The 20207-nt window shown below is 36.7% G+C and carries 16 protein-coding genes and 2 pseudogenes; 15 read left to right on the forward strand and 3 right to left on the reverse strand.

Translation table 11 applies throughout. From position 1 onward, the window contains the following. Positions 1-10 precede the first annotated feature (10 nt). The 14 genes and pseudogenes from ribF to IGJ34_RS06770 all read left to right on the forward strand — a co-directional run bounded on the left by ribF (position 11) and on the right by IGJ34_RS06770 (position 16294). The gene (gene ribF / locus IGJ34_RS06705; protein ID WP_206833944.1) at positions 11-958 is read left to right on the forward strand and encodes a riboflavin biosynthesis protein RibF; all 948 of its coding nucleotides are present in this window, start codon (positions 11-13) and stop codon (positions 956-958) included. Between the two features lie 221 nt (positions 959-1179). Then, a complete protein-coding gene (locus IGJ34_RS06710) occupies positions 1180-2970 on the forward strand; it encodes a glycerophosphodiester phosphodiesterase family protein (RefSeq protein ID WP_430598422.1) in 1791 nt (596 codons plus the stop codon). Between the two features lie 614 nt (positions 2971-3584). Next, on the forward strand, positions 3585-4736 hold the full coding sequence (hemW, locus tag IGJ34_RS06715) for a radical SAM family heme chaperone HemW (RefSeq protein WP_206833946.1): 1152 nt from the start codon (positions 3585-3587) through the stop codon (positions 4734-4736). Positions 4737-4985: 249 nt separating this feature from the next. Further along, positions 4986-6029 (forward strand): heat-inducible transcriptional repressor HrcA, encoded by a 1044-nt coding sequence (gene hrcA, locus IGJ34_RS06720; protein WP_111247062.1) that lies wholly within the window; start codon positions 4986-4988, stop codon positions 6027-6029. Between the two features lie 62 nt (positions 6030-6091). Beyond that, positions 6092-6634, forward strand: coding sequence for a nucleotide exchange factor GrpE (grpE, locus tag IGJ34_RS06725; RefSeq protein WP_430598424.1), 543 nt, complete (start codon positions 6092-6094; stop codon positions 6632-6634). A gap of 66 nt (positions 6635-6700) precedes the next feature. Beyond that, complete coding sequence (gene dnaK / locus IGJ34_RS06730; protein ID WP_430598425.1) at positions 6701-8530, forward strand: molecular chaperone DnaK; 1830 nt, start codon at positions 6701-6703, stop codon at positions 8528-8530. A gap of 194 nt (positions 8531-8724) precedes the next feature. Further along, positions 8725-9891: a molecular chaperone DnaJ gene (gene dnaJ, locus IGJ34_RS06735; protein WP_430598426.1), complete on the forward strand. Its 1167-nt coding sequence runs from the start codon at positions 8725-8727 to the stop codon at positions 9889-9891. An 848-nt stretch (positions 9892-10739) separates the two neighbouring features. After that, positions 10740-10835: pseudogene (locus IGJ34_RS06740) on the forward strand (propanediol utilization protein); the annotation flags it as partial. 79 nt (positions 10836-10914) lie between these two features. Further along, positions 10915-11264: pseudogene (locus IGJ34_RS06745) on the forward strand (ethanolamine utilization protein EutQ). Between the two features lie 406 nt (positions 11265-11670). Beyond that, positions 11671-12558, forward strand: a complete 888-nt coding sequence (locus IGJ34_RS06750; RefSeq protein WP_111247067.1) for an energy-coupling factor transporter transmembrane component T — start codon at positions 11671-11673, stop codon at positions 12556-12558. Further along, the gene (locus IGJ34_RS06755; protein WP_430598427.1) at positions 12531-14207 is read left to right on the forward strand and encodes an ABC transporter ATP-binding protein; all 1677 of its coding nucleotides are present in this window, start codon (positions 12531-12533) and stop codon (positions 14205-14207) included. Before IGJ34_RS06750 ends, IGJ34_RS06755 begins: the two co-directional genes overlap by 28 nt. Further along, a complete protein-coding gene (locus IGJ34_RS06760; RefSeq protein WP_430598428.1) occupies positions 14200-14886 on the forward strand; it encodes an ECF transporter S component in 687 nt (228 codons plus the stop codon). Before IGJ34_RS06755 ends, IGJ34_RS06760 begins: the two co-directional genes overlap by 8 nt. A 24-nt stretch (positions 14887-14910) precedes the next feature. Continuing rightward, positions 14911-15285 (forward strand): DUF4430 domain-containing protein, encoded by a 375-nt coding sequence (locus IGJ34_RS06765; protein ID WP_430598429.1) that lies wholly within the window; start codon positions 14911-14913, stop codon positions 15283-15285. Between the two features lie 706 nt (positions 15286-15991). Next, entirely contained in the window at positions 15992-16294 is a 303-nt protein-coding gene (locus IGJ34_RS06770) for an EVE domain-containing protein (protein WP_430598430.1), read from the forward strand. 165 nt (positions 16295-16459) lie between these two features. Here the strand turns inward: IGJ34_RS06770 and IGJ34_RS06775 are convergent, their stop codons facing one another. From IGJ34_RS06775 to IGJ34_RS06785, 3 genes are read right to left on the reverse strand one after another with little or no spacing between them, the layout of a single operon-like run. Continuing rightward, positions 16460-17683: an ABC transporter permease gene (locus tag IGJ34_RS06775; RefSeq protein WP_430598431.1), complete on the reverse strand. Its 1224-nt coding sequence runs from the start codon at positions 17681-17683 to the stop codon at positions 16460-16462. A 15-nt stretch (positions 17684-17698) separates the two neighbouring features. Continuing rightward, positions 17699-18391, reverse strand: a complete 693-nt coding sequence (locus tag IGJ34_RS06780; RefSeq protein WP_069652979.1) for an ABC transporter ATP-binding protein — start codon at positions 18389-18391, stop codon at positions 17699-17701. 12 nt (positions 18392-18403) lie between these two features. After that, positions 18404-19264 carry an efflux RND transporter periplasmic adaptor subunit gene (locus IGJ34_RS06785; RefSeq protein ID WP_430598432.1) on the reverse strand — a complete coding sequence of 287 codons (861 nt, stop codon included), beginning with the start codon at positions 19262-19264 and terminating at the stop codon, positions 18404-18406. 207 nt (positions 19265-19471) lie between these two features. Here IGJ34_RS06785 and IGJ34_RS06790 point away from each other — a divergent pair, with 207 nt between their 5' ends. Then, positions 19472-20206, forward strand: coding sequence for a metallophosphoesterase (locus IGJ34_RS06790; protein WP_430598433.1), 735 nt, complete (start codon positions 19472-19474; stop codon positions 20204-20206). Position 20207: the final 1 nt, after the last annotated feature.

Here is a 20207-nt window from a genome sequence, read left to right on the forward strand (position 1 = left end):
AAGTTTTATCATGCAAATTATTCCAATTCGTCATCCTTATAATCCAGAACAAATCCCATCAGATGATGTTGCGATGGTCTTAGGTTTTTTTGATGGTGTTCATCGAGGACATCAGAAAGTAATCGAAACAGGTAAAGCATTTGCGGAAGAAAAAGGCTTAAAATTAGCAGTAATGACATTTAATCAACACCCTTCTATTGTGTTTCAAAAAGTTTTACCTGAAAATATGAAATATTTGAATACCCTAGAACAAAAAGAACAATTGATGGAAAAGCTGGGGGTAGATATTTTGTATGTCATCGAGTTTACTTCAGCGTTTGCTTGTTTAACCCCGCAGGAATTTGTGGACCAATATATTGTCGGATTACATGCTAAAGCGGCGGTTTCAGGGTTTGATTACACATATGGACCTAAAGATATAGCGGATGTTGCGCACTTACCAGGCTATGCTAAGGAGCGATTTGAGGTTGTTACAGTAAGCAAGGAAGAATTAGATGGAGCGAAAATTAGCTCTACAAGGATTCGCGAATTGATGGAACAAGGACGAATGGAAGACGTTACTGTATTGCTCGGTTATGTATATGAAACAGATGGAACGGTTGTTCACGGGGATGCCCGAGGACGCTTGTTAGGCTTCCCTACGGCCAATATCAAAGTAAAAAGTACGGTTCGTTTACCTAGAATCGGTGTTTATGCTGTGAAAATCAAGGTCGGAAATAAATGGTACATCGGTATGGGCTCTATAGGTCATAATGATACTTTTGGTGATGGTCGTGACTTGACAGTGGAAGTTTATATTTTAGATTTCCATCAAGATATATATGGTGAACAAGTAACAGTACGTTGGAATCATTATTTGCGCGATCAAGTCAAGTTTGACGGGGCAGAAAATTTAATCGTGCAACTAAAACAAGATGAACAAGATACAGCAGATTATTTTTTAGAAATGAATCACTAATACTCGCTTTAGAAGAATGCTCATTAGTAACGAATCATTAAACTGCATAACAGCATCTGTTTAAGAGTCTGTTCATGCAGTTTATTCTTTTAACAAGATATAAAAATAAAATACAAAGTTTATACAAAAAAATGAATTATTCCAACATCAGGTAAAAATAAATTGGTATAATAGAAGTACACTATCTAAATGAAAAGTAATGTTATTTCAAGGGGAAATATATGAAGAAAAAAGAAAAAGATGTAAAAAAAAGTAGAATTTTTAGTCTTCTGACTTTATTTATAGCTCTTATATCAGGAGGAGCCGCTGTTTTCATTTGGTTTTATATCACTATTGATTATCAAGATAACTCTAATCCCTCTTATGATGGTTATCGCGTTTCACCAGTAAGCTTCGACATGACCGCTACTAAATTTTTTAAAGAGGGTAGCCTCCAGAAAGACAATCATGTAAATCCTGAATTTGAAGACTTAGAGATCAACGCTAAAATAAAAAACGATGGAGTGAAATACCCGGCAACAAGGCCTATTTTTCGGCTAGTGAATATGGATAATAAACAGACTGTATATCGAGTAAAAGCTGATTTATCAAGTGTGAAGCATATAGCAAAAGTTGAATTTCCAGCATTTGGGGAGTTAAACGGATCGAATGATTTACAAGTATACCAAGGGGTTTATTATCCTAAAAGTAGCACATGGGAATCGGATATTTTAGTAAAAAAACACCAAGAAGCTGGACGTTATCAGATAAAAATCCTAATAACCAAAGAAAATGGAAAAACGGAACTAGCTGATTTTGGTGAATTTAACGTTGATCAACCAACAATAGAAGCTGAAGTAGATAATGCTCAAATTGGGAAAGGTCAGTTCGATGTAAAGGTGAGAACGAAAAGCATCGCTGATATCGAAAAAATAAACGTTCCAGTTTGGTCAAAAGAAGATCAAAGTGATAAAAAAATATACGAAGGAATCCGACAAGCTGATAATTCTTATAAAGTTCACGTTGATTATGAAGACTTTGATTATAGGAATGGACTTTATCACGCAAATGCAGAACTAATTGCTAAGAATGGTTTAAAAGCTAAATGTGACGCAGGTACAGTAGAAATTGCGCTTAGACGTCCTGTTCGAATTCGGCTTATGCAAGAAACATCTCTTTTTAAAGATAGAAATTTATCAAAAATTGTCGGACTGTTGCCAGCGAATAGCATGGCCTACGTCAAAGGAATCGTCTTTAACTCTGACAAAAAAGTGTATCGAACGACTGAAGGATACATTTCTGCTGAGAATATAGAAATTAGTGAAATGATGGATGATATTCGTTATGTCGCACATCGTGGCAATCACAAGGTGGCACCTGAAAATTCAATCCCTTCTTTTCAGCAATCGGATAGTTGGGGGATCGAGACAGATATTTGGCTTACTAAAGATAAAAAATGGGTCATCATGCATGACAAGACAGTTGACCGCATGACAAATGGAAAAGGAAAAATAAGTGATTTAACATTAGATCAAATAAGGGCTTTGCGCATCGATCAAGGATCCAATAAAGAAAAATATTCTCAAGAACAATTAATTATTCCAACATTGGAAGAGTTTCTTACAATTATGAGTAGTAAAAAAAGTATTCCGTTTATCGAAATGAAAGCTAAAAATCTTGAACCAAGTGATTACGATGATTTAGCCAATATAATTAGTTCATTTGGTATAACGAATAAGGCTATAATCATTTCATTTGATTTTACGAATTTGGTCGAAATGAAAAAGCGTCTTCCTGAAACGCAGGTTCAGTTTCTAGCGAAAACTTTAGATGAACAAATGATTGATCAGGTTAGCAATCTTGGTGGGAATGCTGGGTTAGCTATTAAGTATGAAAGTGTTTTAGGTCGAGCAGACTTGATTGCCAAAGCTCAAAGTAAAGGTTTAACCGTTAATTTATGGGGGGTTCCTCAAAGTGAGTTTAAGAAGATGGAAGCATTAGGCATTAATAATCTAACTACTGACTATGATTAAGCTTTCTTTTTTGAAAGGAATAATGTTATCAATGATTTAGAATGATGCATACTCTTTATTCTGTCATATAGGACATGGGAAAAATACGGAAATGAATAAAAGTAAATTTGAAGGATGTTCTTTCTCTCAAGTCAAAAGAAGGAGTACTTCTTCAAATTTGCTTCTAGTAACCGTTATTAAAAAATGTGAATTGGCAAGTACAAAGAGCATTTATAGGTTAAAAGTAGAAATAAAACATAAACAAGTTCGGAGAGAAAATTTCTTGGACTTGTTTTTATTTCTAAACAGGATAATTCCCGATTCTCATTTTATTCAGAGTTTTATTTACAGCGAGAAAGAGTTTTTTACTAGCTCGTAGTTAAGCAAGAAAGCGATATGATTTAGTCTGTTCAACTATTCGTTAGTTGGTCATTATAGAAGCTTAAAAATATTCAAGAGAGTAAACTAGACAATTTTAGTAGGGGATATGTTAAGATAAGAGACGTGTCCCAAATGAATTACAAGTTTTGGAACAAATAAGTTGATACAATGAAATCTTAAAATAGAAGTGAAATACTTTGGTAAGCTTCCTATAATAAAATCTGTAGCAACTTCGTTTAAACTGGAGGAAGAAAATGAAAAACGATAAAACATCAGCCTATATACATATCCCTTTTTGTGAGCACATTTGTTACTACTGCGACTTTAATAAAGTCTTTTTAGAAGGGCAGCCAGTAGATGAATATATCCAAAGTCTTTTGACAGAAATTCGTTTGACAAAAGAGCAGTATCCAAGCAAAGATACAGAGACAATATATATCGGAGGGGGCACGCCTACTTCGCTTTCAGCTAAGCAATTAGCTGTTCTGTTAAAAGGGGTACGCGAGTTATTGCCGTTTGATGATAAAAACGAATTTACAGTAGAAGCGAATCCAGGCGATCTAACGCAAGAGAAACTACAAGTAATGAAAGAATATGGTGTAAATCGCTTATCTATGGGTGTTCAGACATTCGACAACCAATTATTAAAAAAAATTGGACGCAAACATACGGCAGAAGATGTCTATGAAACGATGAAATTCTTAGAAAAAGAAGATTTCCTAAATGTTAGTATCGATTTGATTTATGCTTTGCCTGGTCAAACGCTGGAGGGGTTTAGAGATACACTGAAACGTGCGATTGAACTTGATTTACCGCATTACTCTTTATATTCGTTGATTTTAGAAAACAAAACAATGTTTATGAACTGGGTACGTCAAGGTCGATTACAATTGCCAGATCAAGAAGTTGAAGCGTTAATGTTTGAGGAAACAATTAGTGCAATGGAAAAGGCTGGACGTCACCAATATGAGGTTAGTAACTTCGCGCTAAAAGGGCAAGAAAGTCAACATAATTTGGTTTATTGGAACAACGATCACTATTATGGATTTGGCGCCGGTGCGAGTGGTTATTTAGGACATACTCGATATCGAAATCATGGTCCGATTCAACATTATCTAAACCCTTTAAGAGATAACCAATTACCAACTGTTGAAACAGAGATTTTGACCGTCAATAATCAAATGGAAGAAGAACTCTTTCTTGGGTTAAGGAAGATGGGGGGTGTTTCGAAAAAACGATTCGAAGAGAAGTTCAATTTACCGTTAAATCAGGTATATAGAGAAACAATCCCGAACTTGATTCAAAAAGGATTGATAAGCGAAAATGAAACACATATCCAACTTACTGAACAAGGTCTTTTTGTTGGGAATGATGTTTTTGAAGCATTTCTTATTGACCAAGAATAAACGTGCACAGTACAACAATAAGAGTGAGATTGGGAAAGAAGTGTTCAATTCCCACCGTTCACTAGGATTCCGTTAGGCTAAGATATGGCTCTTGGGGCTATGTCTTAGCCTTTTTTTGTACATTTTAGCACTCTGATGCAATGAGTGCTAAAAAAGTGAGTTTTTCTCTTGACAATTCAAGAAGAACTTGCTATATTAATAATTGTATTAGCACTTGAATGTCATGAGTGCTAATGAAGGGTGGTAATTATGATAACGGAAAGACAAAAGAATATTTTGCGACTTATCATCCAAGAATATACGAATACAGGTAACCCTGTAGGATCAAAGAAATTAATGGAAGAAGGAATTAAGTCAAGTTCTGCAACGATTCGTAATGATATGAAGGCTCTAGAAGAGCACGGACTATTATTGAAGACACATTCGTCTTCTGGCAGGATTCCTTCAATGGATGGTTATCGCTATTATGTGGATCATTTATTGAGTCCAGCTGAAATCGAACGTGATGAATTAGAAACGATTCGTCATTCATTTGGGAAAGAATTTCATGAGATCAATGATATTATTGAACAATCAGCTGAAATCCTTTCTGATTTAACAAGCTATACTGCTTTTTCGTTAGGTCCAGAAGTGAAAGAAAGACGATTGACTGGTTTTCGAATTGTTCCATTAAATGAACGTCAGATCATAGCGATCATAGTGACGGATAAAGGCAATGTGGAAAGCCAAGTATTTGCGATTCCAGCATCTGTTTCAAGCCAAGACTTGGAAAAGATGACGCAAATCATCAATGATAAATTGGTCGGACAACCATTGCTGACGGTCTATCATCGTTTACGCACCGAAATTCCGATGATTTTACATCGCTATTTCCAAACACCTGACGGCATGATGAACCTATTTGATGCGATGCTGGGACACGCTTTTGAAGAAAAAGTGTTTGTCAGTGGGCGCATGAACCTATTAGATTTTGGTGTACAAGAAGATATCAATCAACTAAAATCTGTGTATTCCTTTATGAAAAATACAGACGCAATCACCCACTTGTTGACGTCTGATGAAGAGACAGATACGCAAATAGCGATCCGTATCGGTTCAGAAATAGGAAACGATTTACTTGATAATATGAGCATGATCACTGCGACTTATGAAGTTTCTGGTCACGGTAAGGGAACCATTGCGTTATTAGGCCCTACAAGCATGCCCTATTCAAAAATGTTTGGTCTGGTAGATGTATTTCGCCATGAATTAGCTTCAAAACTCGGTGCTTACTACCGTTTTCTTGATGAGTAAGTGATGAGTTGAAAATATAGAATTCTAATAATTCTACGTAAATGAGAAGGGAAGTTGCCAGAGTGAGTAATAAAGAAGAAACGAATGAAGAATTACAAGAGGAACACATGGATGCTATCGATGAAACTGGTGTTTCAGAAGAAGAAACAGAAATGACAGAACTTGAAAGTGCCAATGCTGAATTATCAGAAATGGAAGACAAGTTTTTAAGAGCTCGTGCTGAAATTGCCAATATGAGCAATCGTTTCAAAAATGAGCGTGAATTGCTTGTTCGTTATCGTTCACAAGACTTAGGAAAAAAATTGCTACCTTCGATCGATAATTTGGAACGTGCGATGGCAATCGAAGTCGATGATGAACAAGGTGCTAGCTTGAAAAAAGGGATCTCAATGGTTCTTGAAGGGTTACAAGCGGCATTAAAAGATGAAGGTATCGAAGAAATCCCGACAATGGGTGAAGTGTTTGATCCTAATTTACATCAAGCAGTTCAAACGATTCCAGCAAGTGACGAAGTCCCTGCTGATACAATCGTCGAAGTGTTACAAAAAGGGTACAAGTTACATGACCGCGTTTTACGAGCAAGCATGGTTGTTGTTGCACAATAACAGCAAGCGATGGTTGTATAATATAAATTGAAAAAAATTAAAATAGAAGATAGGAGATCATTAATTATGAGTAAAATTATTGGTATTGACTTAGGAACAACAAACTCAGCAGTGGCAGTATTAGAAGGCGGAGAAGCAAAAATCATTGCGAATCCAGAAGGTAACCGTACAACACCTTCAGTGGTATCATTTAAAAATGGAGAAATCCAAGTCGGTGAAGTCGCAAAACGTCAAGCAGTAACAAACCCACACACAATTTCATCAATCAAACGTCATATGGGCGAAGCTGGCTATAAAGTAGAAGCTGATGGCAAATCTTATACACCACAAGAAATTTCTGCAATGATCTTGCAATATTTAAAAGGGTTCGCAGAAGATTATCTTGGTGAAAAAGTAGACAAAGCAGTTATCACTGTTCCTGCTTACTTCAACGATGCACAACGTCAAGCAACAAAAGACGCTGGTAAAATCGCTGGTCTAGAAGTAGAACGTATCGTTAACGAACCAACAGCTGCTGCATTAGCATATGGTTTAGACAAAACAGATAAAGACGAAAAAGTATTAGTATTTGACCTTGGTGGTGGTACATTTGACGTATCGATCCTTGAATTAGGGGATGGCGTATTCGACGTATTATCAACTGCCGGCGATAATGAATTAGGTGGAGATGACTTTGACAATAAAATCATCGACTATATGGTAGCAGAATTCAAAAAAGAAAACGGTGTTGACTTATCTAAAGATAAAATGGCTGTTCAACGTTTGAAAGATGCTGCTGAAAAAGCGAAAAAAGATTTATCAGGTGTAACATCAACACAAATCAGCTTACCATTTATCACAGCAGGAGACGCTGGTCCATTGCACTTAGAAATGAACTTAACTCGTGCGAAATTCGATGAATTAACAAGTGATTTAGTAGAACGTACAAAAACTCCAGTACGCCAAGCGTTGAAAGATGCTGGTTTAAATCCATCAGAAATCGATGAAGTTATTTTAGTTGGTGGATCTACACGTATTCCAGCTGTTGTTGAAGCTGTACGTAAAGAAACGAACAAAGAACCAAACAAATCAGTTAACCCAGATGAAGTAGTAGCTATGGGAGCTGCGATCCAAGGTGGCGTTATCACTGGTGATGTGAAAGATGTCGTATTATTAGACGTAACACCATTATCATTAGGTATCGAAACTATGGGTGGCGTATTTACTAAATTGATCGATCGTAATACAACGATCCCAACAAGTAAATCACAAGTGTTCTCAACAGCAGCAGACAATCAACCAGCTGTAGATATTCACGTGTTACAAGGTGAACGTCCAATGGCTGCTGACAATAAAACATTAGGACGTTTCCAATTAACAGATATTCCAGCGGCTCCTCGTGGTGTGCCTCAAATCGAAGTAAGTTTTGATATCGATAAAAATGGTATCGTAAACGTACGTGCAAAAGATTTAGGAACGCAAAAAGAGCAAACAATCACAATCAAATCTTCTTCAGGTTTATCAGACGATGAAATCGAACGTATGGTTAAAGATGCTGAATCAAATGCTGAAGCTGATAAAGCTCGTAAAGAAGAAGTTGATTTACGTAACGACGTTGACGCTTTATTGTTCACTGTTGACAAAACATTGAAAGAATTAGAAGGCAAAGTTGATGCTGATGAAGTGAAAAAAGCAGAAGATGCTCGTGATGAGTTGAAAGCAGCTGTTGAAGCGAATGATATCGAACAAATGAAAGAAAAACGCGATTCATTAAACGAAATCGTTCAAAACTTAACAGTAAAACTTTACGAACAAGCAGCGCAACAACAAGCAGCAGAAAATCCTGAAGCTGCACAAGGTGGAGCAGATGATGTTGTAGATGCTGACTTTGAAGAAGTAGAAGGCGACGACAATTAATCCTTGATCGTTAACAAGCTGGCAAAGACCAAAGTCATCGCTTTGGTCTTTGCCTATCTTTATTTATAGGGAAAATTAAGTGAAGCGGTTTTTCTTTTACTTAATATGTGGTATGATTACAACGATGTTTTTATACAAATAAGTTGGTGTCGATCCTTTTTTTAATAAATGGAATAATAGTTGGAGGGAAACTAATGGCTACGAAAAGAGATTATTATGAAGTCCTAGGTTTAGCAAAAGGCGCTTCAGATGATGAAATAAAAAAAGCTTACCGTAAGCTTTCCAAGCAATACCATCCGGATATCAATAAAGAAGCGGATGCAGAAGATAAATTCAAAGAAGTTTCTGAAGCATATGAAGTATTGAGCGATCCTCAAAAGAAAGCGGCTTATGATCAATATGGTCACGCAGGGACAGATACAAATTACGGCGGAGGTGCTGGTGGTTTTGGCGGCTTTGGCGGTGGAGGATTCTCTAGCAGCGGTTTTGGTGGATTTGAAGATATTTTCGATTCATTCTTTGGTGGCGGATCTCGTAGTGTAGATCCAACTGCGCCAAGACAAGGTGCTGATTTGCAATATACGGTGAATTTGAAGTTTGAAGAAGCTATTTTCGGCGTGGAAAAGGAAATCAAGTACAATCGTGAAGACAATTGTGCCACTTGTGGTGGAAATGGTGCCAAACCAGGGACACATCCTGAAACGTGTCATAAATGTCATGGATCAGGTTCCATTAATGTGGAACGTCAAACACCACTTGGCCGTGTAATGAGTCGTCAAACGTGTGATGTTTGTCATGGAACAGGGAAAGAAATCAAAGAACCGTGTCCAACTTGTCATGGAACAGGACATGAGAAAAAAGCGCACAAAGTGAAAGTCAACGTTCCTGCTGGAGTGGAAGACGGACAACAAATGCGTTTAGCGAATCAAGGGGAAGCTGGCATGAACGGTGGACCATATGGTGATTTGTATGTAGTATTTAGCGTAGAAGAAAGCGATATTTTTGACCGAGAAGGCTCAGAAATCTATTATGATTTGCCATTAAGCTTTGTTCAAGCGGCACTTGGTGATGAAATCAAAGTACCAACTGTTCATGGGGATGTAAAATTAAAAATCCCTGCAGGTACTCAAACTGAAACGAATTTCCGTTTACGAGGCAAGGGCGCACCACGTTTACGTGGCGGAGCTAATGGTGATCAGCACGTGAAAGTTAAACTCATCACACCTAAAAACTTAAACGAAGAACAAAAAGAAGCCTTACGCACTTTTGCTAAAGCTGGCGGTCAAACCGTCAGTGAACAGCAAGAAGAAGGGTTCTTTGATAAGATGAAGGACGCTTTTGGCGGTAAGAAAAAGAAATAAAAATAGTAAAGCTACTCAACCTGTACTGAAATCGGTACAAGTTGAGTAGTTTTTTTGCTAGTCTGATTAGTGGTAAAGTTCGAGTACTGTTCGATACTTTTTTTAATTCGGCTCTAACATGAGATGGATAAAGGCATGCACATTGATCTCCAAAGTCTAATCTAAAATCCAACCAAATGAAGCTTACTTAGCATCTGAATTGGTGATAAGTGCGCCAAGAAATAGTACTGCTGATACAGGGATGGACGTTCTAACACGTGCGCTTGAAGCCTATGTTTCGACTAAAACCAACGTGTTTTCTGATACTTTATGAGAGAGAGTTGTTGTTCTTGTATGGCAGGCGTGGCTTTTAATTTAACCTCTCTTGGTCTCAATCATGGTCTCGCACATGCTACGGGAGCAAAATTACACGTTCCTCATGGACGATTGAATGTACTACTATTGAGTGAAGTAATTCAATATAATACAGGATGAGATCATTTCAATCACTCTTATAATGAGCAAACTACAGAGAAGTATGCTATTTAGCTAAATTACTTGGCTATGAGAAAGCAACGACAAAATTAGGGATTAAGCATTTGATTCGAGGAATAGAGCAGTCGAAAAAACAACTAGCAATGCCAAATAGCCTGGAGTAAGCTCGGAGGTTTTTGAACAATTCAAACGAGAAATTACCGAAGTCTCTTTGCTTGATGGATGTACCCAAACGAATCCTAGGGTCCCTACAAAAAAGCAGAAATCGAACAAATTTTGGACAATGTTAAATAAATTGAGTTTAATCAATCATATAATGTGACATGTAGATCAGAGAAGAAAAAGAGGTGAGCCTATTGACTGAAAAACAACGGATGATTCAAGAATATGTTCCTGGAAAACAAATAACATTAGCGCATATTATTGCAAATCCTAATCTAGAAATTTATGAAAAATTAGGATTGATGGATGTGGAAACCAATGCAATTTGTATCTGAACAATTACGCTTAATGGTGGCTACTTTAGCCAATAGTATTCCAATGTTTCAAATGATGAAAGACAGAGATCCGCGCGGTATTTTGTCTATTAAGCTACCTTTGTGAAATGTGTCAGAAGAAGATTGTTTAGATACAGGAAATCCAGAGCACAAAGTATACTGTAAAGACCTAGTGACTTTAAAAGAAAGTCCACGTTTAGGCTGTGGTTTGATGGTAATGGACGATACGACCTTTGAATGGCTATTAGAATATGAAGAAGTGGATTATATTATTCAAGGTCGCTTAGATGTGATTATCGAGGGACGCACAATTACAGCAGGTAAAGGAAGTCCAATCACGTTCTCCGTTTTGGACATGCTCGCTTTATTTATGTGACATATCCTGCAGATTGGCAAAAGTAATCAGTCAATGAATAAAAATGGTTTTTAAAGTTAGAGGACAGCTGATTTTTTGAACTATTTTTTTGCATTAAAAAAATCCCGCTTTAAGAAAGGAAGTCCTTTAATGGTGATTGACTTTAAAGGGATAACTTTATATAATAAGAGTGGTTGAACAACAATGAAGTTGTTTAAAACGAGAGATGATTATGTCAATGAAGATATAGCAAAAATAAAAAATAGAAAGTGTCTGGAAGGCTCATGAATCTATGTGCGTATATCCGTACTTTTTATAAAGACACCTTGTATACAAAGGATGTTTGCTGTTCTGACATAATAACATTTCGTTATAGTAGTCAATTCAGACAGCACACTTATACAAAAGTGACGGCTGTTTTTTTATTGTTCCAACAAGGAAGAGGAGTTTGAGATGAATCCACATTTTTTTAGGCAAAGACATCCGTTAGTCATTTCCAGCTATTATCTACTGATGTTATTGATTGCTATGAGTACTACAAATCCCTTAATCATTGGTAGCTGTTTTTTTGGAAGTCTATCTTTTCGATTAGTACATTTAAAAAAGGGGAAAAAGCATTCAATTATTTTTCCGTTGATTTTTTTGATTTTGATCACGATCACAAATCCTTTGTTTGTACATAGAGGCGGTACGATTTTATTCTTTTTTCTAGGTAAACCGATGACACTTGAGGCATTTGTCTATGGCTTTTTTATGGGAATGATGATTGCTTCCGTCATTTATTTATTTCAAAATTTTCAAACGTCAGTGGATTCTGAAAAATTCTTTTATCTTTTTGGGAAACGATTTCCTAAGTCTGCCTTACTAGTGACGATGGTTTTTCGTTTTATTCCTTTATTTAAAACGTATTACCAAGAGTTGAATCAGGTACAAAAAACGATTCAGCGAACGCAAAAAAGAAGTTTTAGAGAAAAAACTTCCTATGGACTGGACTTGTTTGGCAACTTATTTTCTTGGGCACTGGAAAACGCAATGGATACAGCGAATTCGATGAAAGCAAGAGGATACGGCGTGACGACTAGAAGCAGTCGGACGGTCTATCATTGGAGGATTTTGGATTCATTTTCTTTAGTTATAATAATCAGTTTGGGTAGTCTGTTCATTATGTTGGTTATGCAGGGAAACTATCAATTCAATTTTTATCCATATCAAGAAAATCTGTTATTACTGTTAAAACAACGTTGGTTGGATTATCTAGTGATTTTAGTATTCGCTTTGATACCAACCTTGAATCGAATACGGGAGGTGATCGTATGGACTATCTTGAAATCCAAAATCTGAGTTTTAGTTATGCTGGTAGTGAAAAATTAGTGTTGAATAATGTGTCGCTCTCTATAGAAGAAGGCGACTTTGTGTTGATATGTGGTGCTTCTGGAAGTGGTAAATCGACATTGCTAAAAATGCTAAAACCACAACTGACACCTGCTGGTAAGCAGGTGGGAGACATTTATTTAAACAATGAAAAAGTCACAGTCATTCCAGCTGTTTTTTCAACGAGTAAAATTGGTTATGTGATGCAAAATCCGGAAAACCAAATCGTCACAGATAGCGCTTGGCATGAATTAGCTTTTGGTTTAGAAAATATCGGACTGGAACCTTCTGAAATAAAAAGTCGTGTTGCGGAAATGGTCAACTTTTTAGGGATTCAAGATCTAGTAGACTATCAAACGAAAGATTTATCTGGTGGACAAAAACAACTACTAAATTTAGCGTCTGTTTTAGTGATGAGACCTGATATTTTGATTTTGGATGAGCCTACCACTCAGCTTGATCCAATTGCTTCTCAGAATTTTATTGATGTTTTGATTCGTTTAAATAGAGAAATGGGTTTAACTATAGTGTTAGCTGAACATGGCTTGGAATCGGTTTTCTCACTAGCGGATAAAGTGGTGCTTTTGGATAAAGGGAAATTGATTTTTTCTGATGTACCAGCGAACATAGTCAGAAAAATTAAAGGTAATCAACGTGAGCTTAGTCGTTTTATAGTTAGTTTGCCAAGTGCAGTTCAACTTTTCCATGCAAGTGGTTTGACAGGACCGAGTCCAATCACTGTGATTGAAGGAAAGCGGTTCTTAGCACAACAATTTCCTAAAAGACCTGTTATAGAAGAGAAAAGAGTGCCAGATCAAACCAAAACGCAAGAAAAAGTGATTCTTCAATTAAAAAATTGCTGGTTTCGTTATGAGAAAAATAGTCGAGATATTTTAGCAGGTGTCGACCTTGATTTAGTTGAAGGAGAAATTTTCTCTCTAGTTGGGGGCAATGGTACAGGGAAAACAACATTACTTAAAGTCATTGCGGGTATTCAGGAGTGTTATCGTGGCAAAATCACGCTTTTCAATCAATCCCTCAAAAAAAATCAACAGGTAGTGGGGTATTTGCCACAAGAACCACAAATGATGTTTAGTAGAGATTCAGTACTAGATGATTACAACAATTATCTAGAGAGCAAAAAAATGAGTGAACAAGAAAAGCGCAAGCGAATCGATTCGATTGTCAATTTACTTGATTTAAGCGAAATCTTGTTACAGCATCCATTGGATTTAAGTGGTGGCGAGTGTCAGCGTGCAGCCCTTGGAAAGCTTCTTTTGACAGATCCTAAAGTAATACTGTTGGATGAGCCGACAAAAGGGATCGACAATTATGGAAAAAAACAATTGATCGACTTATTGAAACAATTGTCTATGAAAGGCAAAACGATTTTAGTGGTGACACATGATTTGGATTTTGCGGCAGAATTATCGGATCGTTGCGGACTGTTTTTCCAAAATGATTTATTGACAACGGCTAAACCTGCTCAATTTTTTAGCCAACATACTTTTTATACAACAGCTGCTAGCCGAATTTCGCGTGAATTTTTTTCAAATTTGATCACAACTGATGAAGTGATTGCGGCTTATGTTGCCGCTAAAGGAGTGACGAATGAATAAGAAGATAAATCCAATGGTGATCAGAAGTGTTCTTGCGGGGATCTTGATCTTTATAGGAATTGCACTTTTTCAAGCAAGTCAGTATCAAGTTATTTCGATGCTGCTTGTCATAGTTGCGTGTATTCCAATTTATTATCGCTATGAGAAAAAGCAGTTAAATATCAAAGAACTAGTAATGATTGCAGTGGTAACGGCAATCGCTGTTTTAGGTCGATTCTTATTTTATATGGTTCCAGCGATTACTCCTATGACGGCAATCATTATTATTTGTGGGATTTGTTTGGGTTCGGAAGTTGGCTTTTTGGTTGGCTCGCTTTCAGCGATTACATCTAATATGCTGTTTGGGCAAGGGCCATGGACTCCTTTTCAAATGTTCTCTTGGGGGATGATCGGTTTTCTTGCTGGGTTACCGTTGATGCAAAAAGTTCTAGGGAAAAATTATTGGTTTTTAGCGTTATATGGTATTTTTGCGGGTCTGTTTTTTTCCTTTTTTATGGATGTCTGGACTGTCTTTTCAATTGACCGGACATTTTCTTGGCAGAGGTATTTAGCCTTATTACTGACAGCTGTTCCTTATACAGTTTCATATTGTTTTGCAAATGCATTCTTTTCGTGTTTGCTGTTTAGAGTAATCCAGACAAAGCTTCAACGTATTTTAACGAAATACGATATAAAATAAATAGAGATAAAGGCGGAATGAACGATGAAAAAATTTTTAAAAGTAGCAATGGTTTTAACAGTGATCTTTTTATTAGGTGCATGTGGGAAAACAAATGATGACAAAAAAGAGCAAGATGCCGGAATGAAGGTAACAATCATCTTAAAGGAAGAGGATAAACAATTTGATAAAAAAGAAGTCAAGGTCAAAAAAGATGAATCGCTTCAAACCGTCATGGAAACAAATTTTAAAGTTGAGATGGACAAAGATTTTATCAGCGGTATCGATGGGCATCTCCAAGATGCAAAAGCAAGTAAATATTGGCTATATGATGTGAATGGCAAACAACCAGAAGTAGGTGCAGTTGAGTACTTCTTAAAAGATGGCGATACAGTGACTTGGACGTTGAATAAACTATAGGAGTGACTAGAGGACAAAGCGATTGACAATAACGGTATTGTTTATGGCAGTATCTGTCATTGAATAAAAATTAACTGGTCGATTGTTTTTGATTCACTCCCGGTTTTTGTAGGACAGTCATTTTTAATCCAATTTTAGGGTTTAGTGTGGCCAGTTTTAAGTATTTAGGTGTTATACGAGTCTTGGATCATTATTTTAATCGCGATTCAACTGTCAGGTTTTATTTGTTAGACTGAACTTGTCAGTCAGACGAAAGAACATAACGGAGGCAAGAATTTAGGAAAACAACTGAAGCGTATGAGTGAACAGACAGAAATTGCGTTAGCTACAAGTGTTTAAGGAGTACCAAATGTTAGGATCGTCAGTTTTTTTATGATGAAGCTAAAAATGTCTATTCTTTTCCATGTTCAAAGGAAATGAAAAATGACTGAATTTCAAAAGAATCCCAAAGTTGCGTTTACAACGATTCCATCTATTACTACACATCATGTTCGGGTGCACTATGCGGATATAAAAAAAGTGAGTTAACAGTTTAGGATGTAGCAGAGCAATAGATTCGAAAAATTCCTAGTTATGAACAAAATATTAAGAAAGCTGGTTCTATGCTGGAATTAGTCGAGATTCATTTTAACCAAGCAATTGTGATTTTAGGGATGGACAATAGAGAAACAATCAATCTATAAAAATGAAGGAGAGTGGATATAACTTGAATTCGTGGATTGGCGTTGCCTCTAAAAATCATGTAGAAATTGGGGTTGCAGGTGTTTTTTGTCAATTATGTCATGGGAAATCAGCGCCATTAAATCGAATGAAGTCTGGGGATTGGTTGATTTATTATACACCAAAACATCATTTTAAAACCAAAGAACCCTGTCAGGATTTCATTGCCATTGGGCAGATTTTACTTGGAAAAGCTTATTCATTAGAAATGGCTCCTGGTTTTATTCCAGTTAGAAGAGATATTGATTTAAAAAAATACTCAATCCGTTCCGTTACAAGCAATTGCTGATTTTCCTTTGTGGCAGGAGTATCGATCACGCCTGAGATTTGGCCAATTTCAAATTCCAGAGGAGTTGTTCAACTTGATTGCATCTGGAATGAAAAAAGAAGAATAAAAAAATCAGGACAGAGAAATCACTCTAGTCCTGATTTTATTTTTGAAGTATGAAACATTTTATTCGTAACGTAATGCTTCGATTGGATCAAGCTTCGCTGCTTTTCTAGCAGGATAAACACCAAAGAATATTCCGATAGCGCTTGAAAATAAGAGTACAGCTATAATTGAACCTAGTGTAAACTGCGCAGTGATGTCTAAGACACTTGCTATAGTGACAGCCAAGATCGCACCTAACGTTAATCCAATCAGTCCACCAATCAAGCATAGAATAACGGATTCTGTTAGAAATTGAAATAGGATATTACGATCTGTTGCACCCAGAGCTTTTCTTGTTCCGATTTCTCTAGTTCGTTCAGTGACTGAGACAAGCATGATATTCATCACACCAATGCCGCCAACGAGCAAAGCAATTGCAGCAACAGCCGCAATGAAGTTGATAAACAAACCTAATACGTTATTCACCTGATCAAGTGCTTGCAAGAAATTTGTTGCAGTATAGACTTTTTCACCAACTGTATTGTGACGCACAGAGAGAATATTTACGATTTGTTTAGAGACTGAATCAATATCATCTTTGGATTTAGCAATAACGGTCAAACTGGTGATTTTAGTTGCATCAGGATTCAAATTATCTGCTGTAGTCAGTGGGATTGAAATATAACCCATCATTTCTTCCTCATCAAATGCCCCAACCATTTTTTCAACGGTACTTTTGGTTACTCCGATGATTCGAGCACTTATCTGTCCTTTTTGCCCGCGTAAATTGATTTTTTCGCCAACGACATTTTCACGTCCATTGAAAAAATACCGAGCCGTATCAACGCTAATCACCGCTACTTTACTGCCTTCAGAGTATTCAGTTGTATTGAAATAGCGTCCGTAGACGATGTCTTTATCCATTGTTTGGCTTGTATATTGTAAATCAGGTGTTCCCGCCATGACCAATGTTGCTTTTGATTTTTCATTTGCTGCACCAACAACTTGGATCGACACAACAGGGGAGAGATGGTCAATTTGCGGGATGCCATCTTTTAATGCTTTGATATCTTTACTGGTAATTTTTTCATTGTCAGTTGCGTCACGGCTAGTAGAAACAGAAATCGTAGAAGCACCTAAATCACTAAAAGTACCAGTTATTTGACTCGTTGCACCATTTCCAACCGCAAGTATGGCGATGACTGCTGCAATGCCGATAATAATTCCAAGCATTGTCAAAAATGAACGCATTTTGTTCGCTAAAATACTATCGATCGCCATTTTGAAACTCTCAATAATTCCCATGAAAATGACTCCTTTCTATAGCGTTCTTCGTTCCAATACAGATTGGTCATCAATGATTTCTCCATCTCGAAAAGAAACGATTCGCTTTGTATACTGAGCTACATCGGGCTCATGTGTGACCATGACCACAGTTGTACCAGCATCATTTAAATCTTGGAAAATTTTCATGATTTCCAGTGTTGTTTTTGAGTCCAAATTTCCTGTAGGTTCATCAGCCATTAAAACTGCTGGATCATTTACGATAGCACGAGCTATTGCGACACGTTGTTTTTGTCCACCAGAAATCGCATTTGGTCTATGGGCGACACGGTCAGCTAAACCTACTTTTCTCAATGCTTCTAGTGCGCGTTCTTTTCGTTCCTTTGTTGGAATACCAGAATAAACCATAGGTAGGGCAACGTTATCTAGTAAAGACATTCTCGGCATTAAATTAAAGGATTGAAAAACAAAACCAATTTCCTTATTTCTGACATGAGCACTTTCATTACTACTCAAATTAGTAACATCTTGTCCATTTAAGTGATAAGAACCTTCGTCAAATCGATCCAATAAACCAAGAATATTCATCATCGTTGATTTACCCGAACCGCTAGGACCCATGATTGAAGTGAATTCTCCTTCTGCGATATGTAAGGAAACGTGTTTTAATGCTTCTAATTCTTCTCCTCCGGTCCGATAAATTTTTACGACATCTTTTAAATCAATCAATCATTTCACCTTCTATTCTTTGGTTACTTCAGCATTGTTTTTAATATCAGAACTTGGAGAAAGAATAACCGTTTCTCCTTCTTTTAGACCTTTTTTGACTTCAATCAATTTATCTGATTGAATGCCGATCTCGATTTTTTTCTCTTTAGCAAGACCATCTTTCACGATATAGGTAATGGGTTCGTTTTTATCGTTATAGGTTAAGGCTTCAATTGGTAGGGCAAGCACATTTTCAACGGTGTCCGTAGTGATCGTTACATCAACATCAAAACCAGAAAAGAGTTTTTCTGGTGCATGATCAAACGTTACGACAGCACCAAGGCTCGCACTGTTACCGGTTGCGGATTGAGTGCTTTGAGCAGTCGGATCTTTTTCAGAGACTTTTCCTGAAAATGTTTGGTTTCCGCTCGTTATTTCTACTTTCTGATCAACAGCTACTGAAGAGGCTTCAGAGTTAGATAAAGCTAATTGAACGTTTAACGTAGAAAGATCATCTAACTGAATCGATGGTTTTCCTTGCTGAGCATTTGTGTCGTCTTGGTTATTCTTGATATTGACTTGCGTGATTGTTCCATCAAAGCCAGCAATTAATTGAAGTCCATTATCATATGTTGCTAAAACGTTCTCTTTTGTTACCTTATCGCCAGTTTTGACAAGCACATCCACAACATTGCCAGTACCAATAAGTGCTTGTGTTTGATTTGGGATCAAGGTTCCAGTTGTGGAAAGTGTTTCAACGATTGTTTCTTTTTTTACTTCTCCAGTTCTAACAGTAACAGCGTTTGATTTTCCTGAATTTCCTTGAACAACTAAGAAAATAATCAAGGCGACAACCAAAACGGCAAGAATACCGAAAATAGTTTTTTTCTTCATAAATTTCAGCTCTTTCCTACTAATTTTATGACATAGTGTCACTTACGCAATTTTACTCTTTTTTTCATGAAAAGTCTAAAATTAATTTCAATTTTTAAATTATTTCTAAATAAAAAATAATCGTGACTTATTTGATCAATAATCTGAAGTACCAGGTGTTTCTTGCGTTATACTAGAGAAAATGAATGGTGAGAAGGAGCTGAAATAATGAAAAAATTTATTTATGCCATCAGTGATATCCATGGCGAATATGAGTTGTTCAATGAGTTGATTCAATACTTTGATCCGAAGATACATCAACTAGTATTAATTGGTGACTTAAATGATCGCGGGCCAAAGACTAAAGAGAGTTTTTTACTCGGAAAAAAGTTAGTCGAGAAATATGGAGCGGTTTATCTTAGAGGAAATCATGAAGAGTACTTTCTTCAGTTTTTAAACAAACCAGAAGATTGGTTTACTAGTTATGTTCGAAATGGTGGCAAAGAGACGATGGAAAGCTTGCTGCACAAAGGCGCGACAGAAGAATATTCTCCAACAGAGATCAGTATGTTGATTCGTAGCCGATATAAAGAGTTGATTGAATTTTTAATGGAACGACCACTGTATTTTGAGTGGGAAGAGTATCTATTTGTTCATGCCGGTATCGATTTAACGAAAAAAGATTGGCATGAAACAAGTCCCCATGATTTTATCTGGATAAGAGAAGCATTTCATCAAGGCAAAAATCATACTGAGAAAAAAATCGTTTTTGGTCATACCATCACACCTATGCTCCACGGGGATATGGAAACGACTGATTTATGGCAATCGGACAATAAGATCGGGATTGATGGAGGAGGAGTTTTTGGTGGTTCTGTTCATGGTGTGATTTTCGATAAAAATGGAATCGTACAAGATATTAAATATCAAAATTTAAACGGCCCTTGGCAACCTGATTTTTAAA

Source organism: Enterococcus sp. AZ177, from assembly GCF_050544585.1.
Classification (GTDB): Bacteria; Bacillota; Bacilli; order Lactobacillales; family Enterococcaceae; genus Enterococcus_L; species Enterococcus_L plantarum.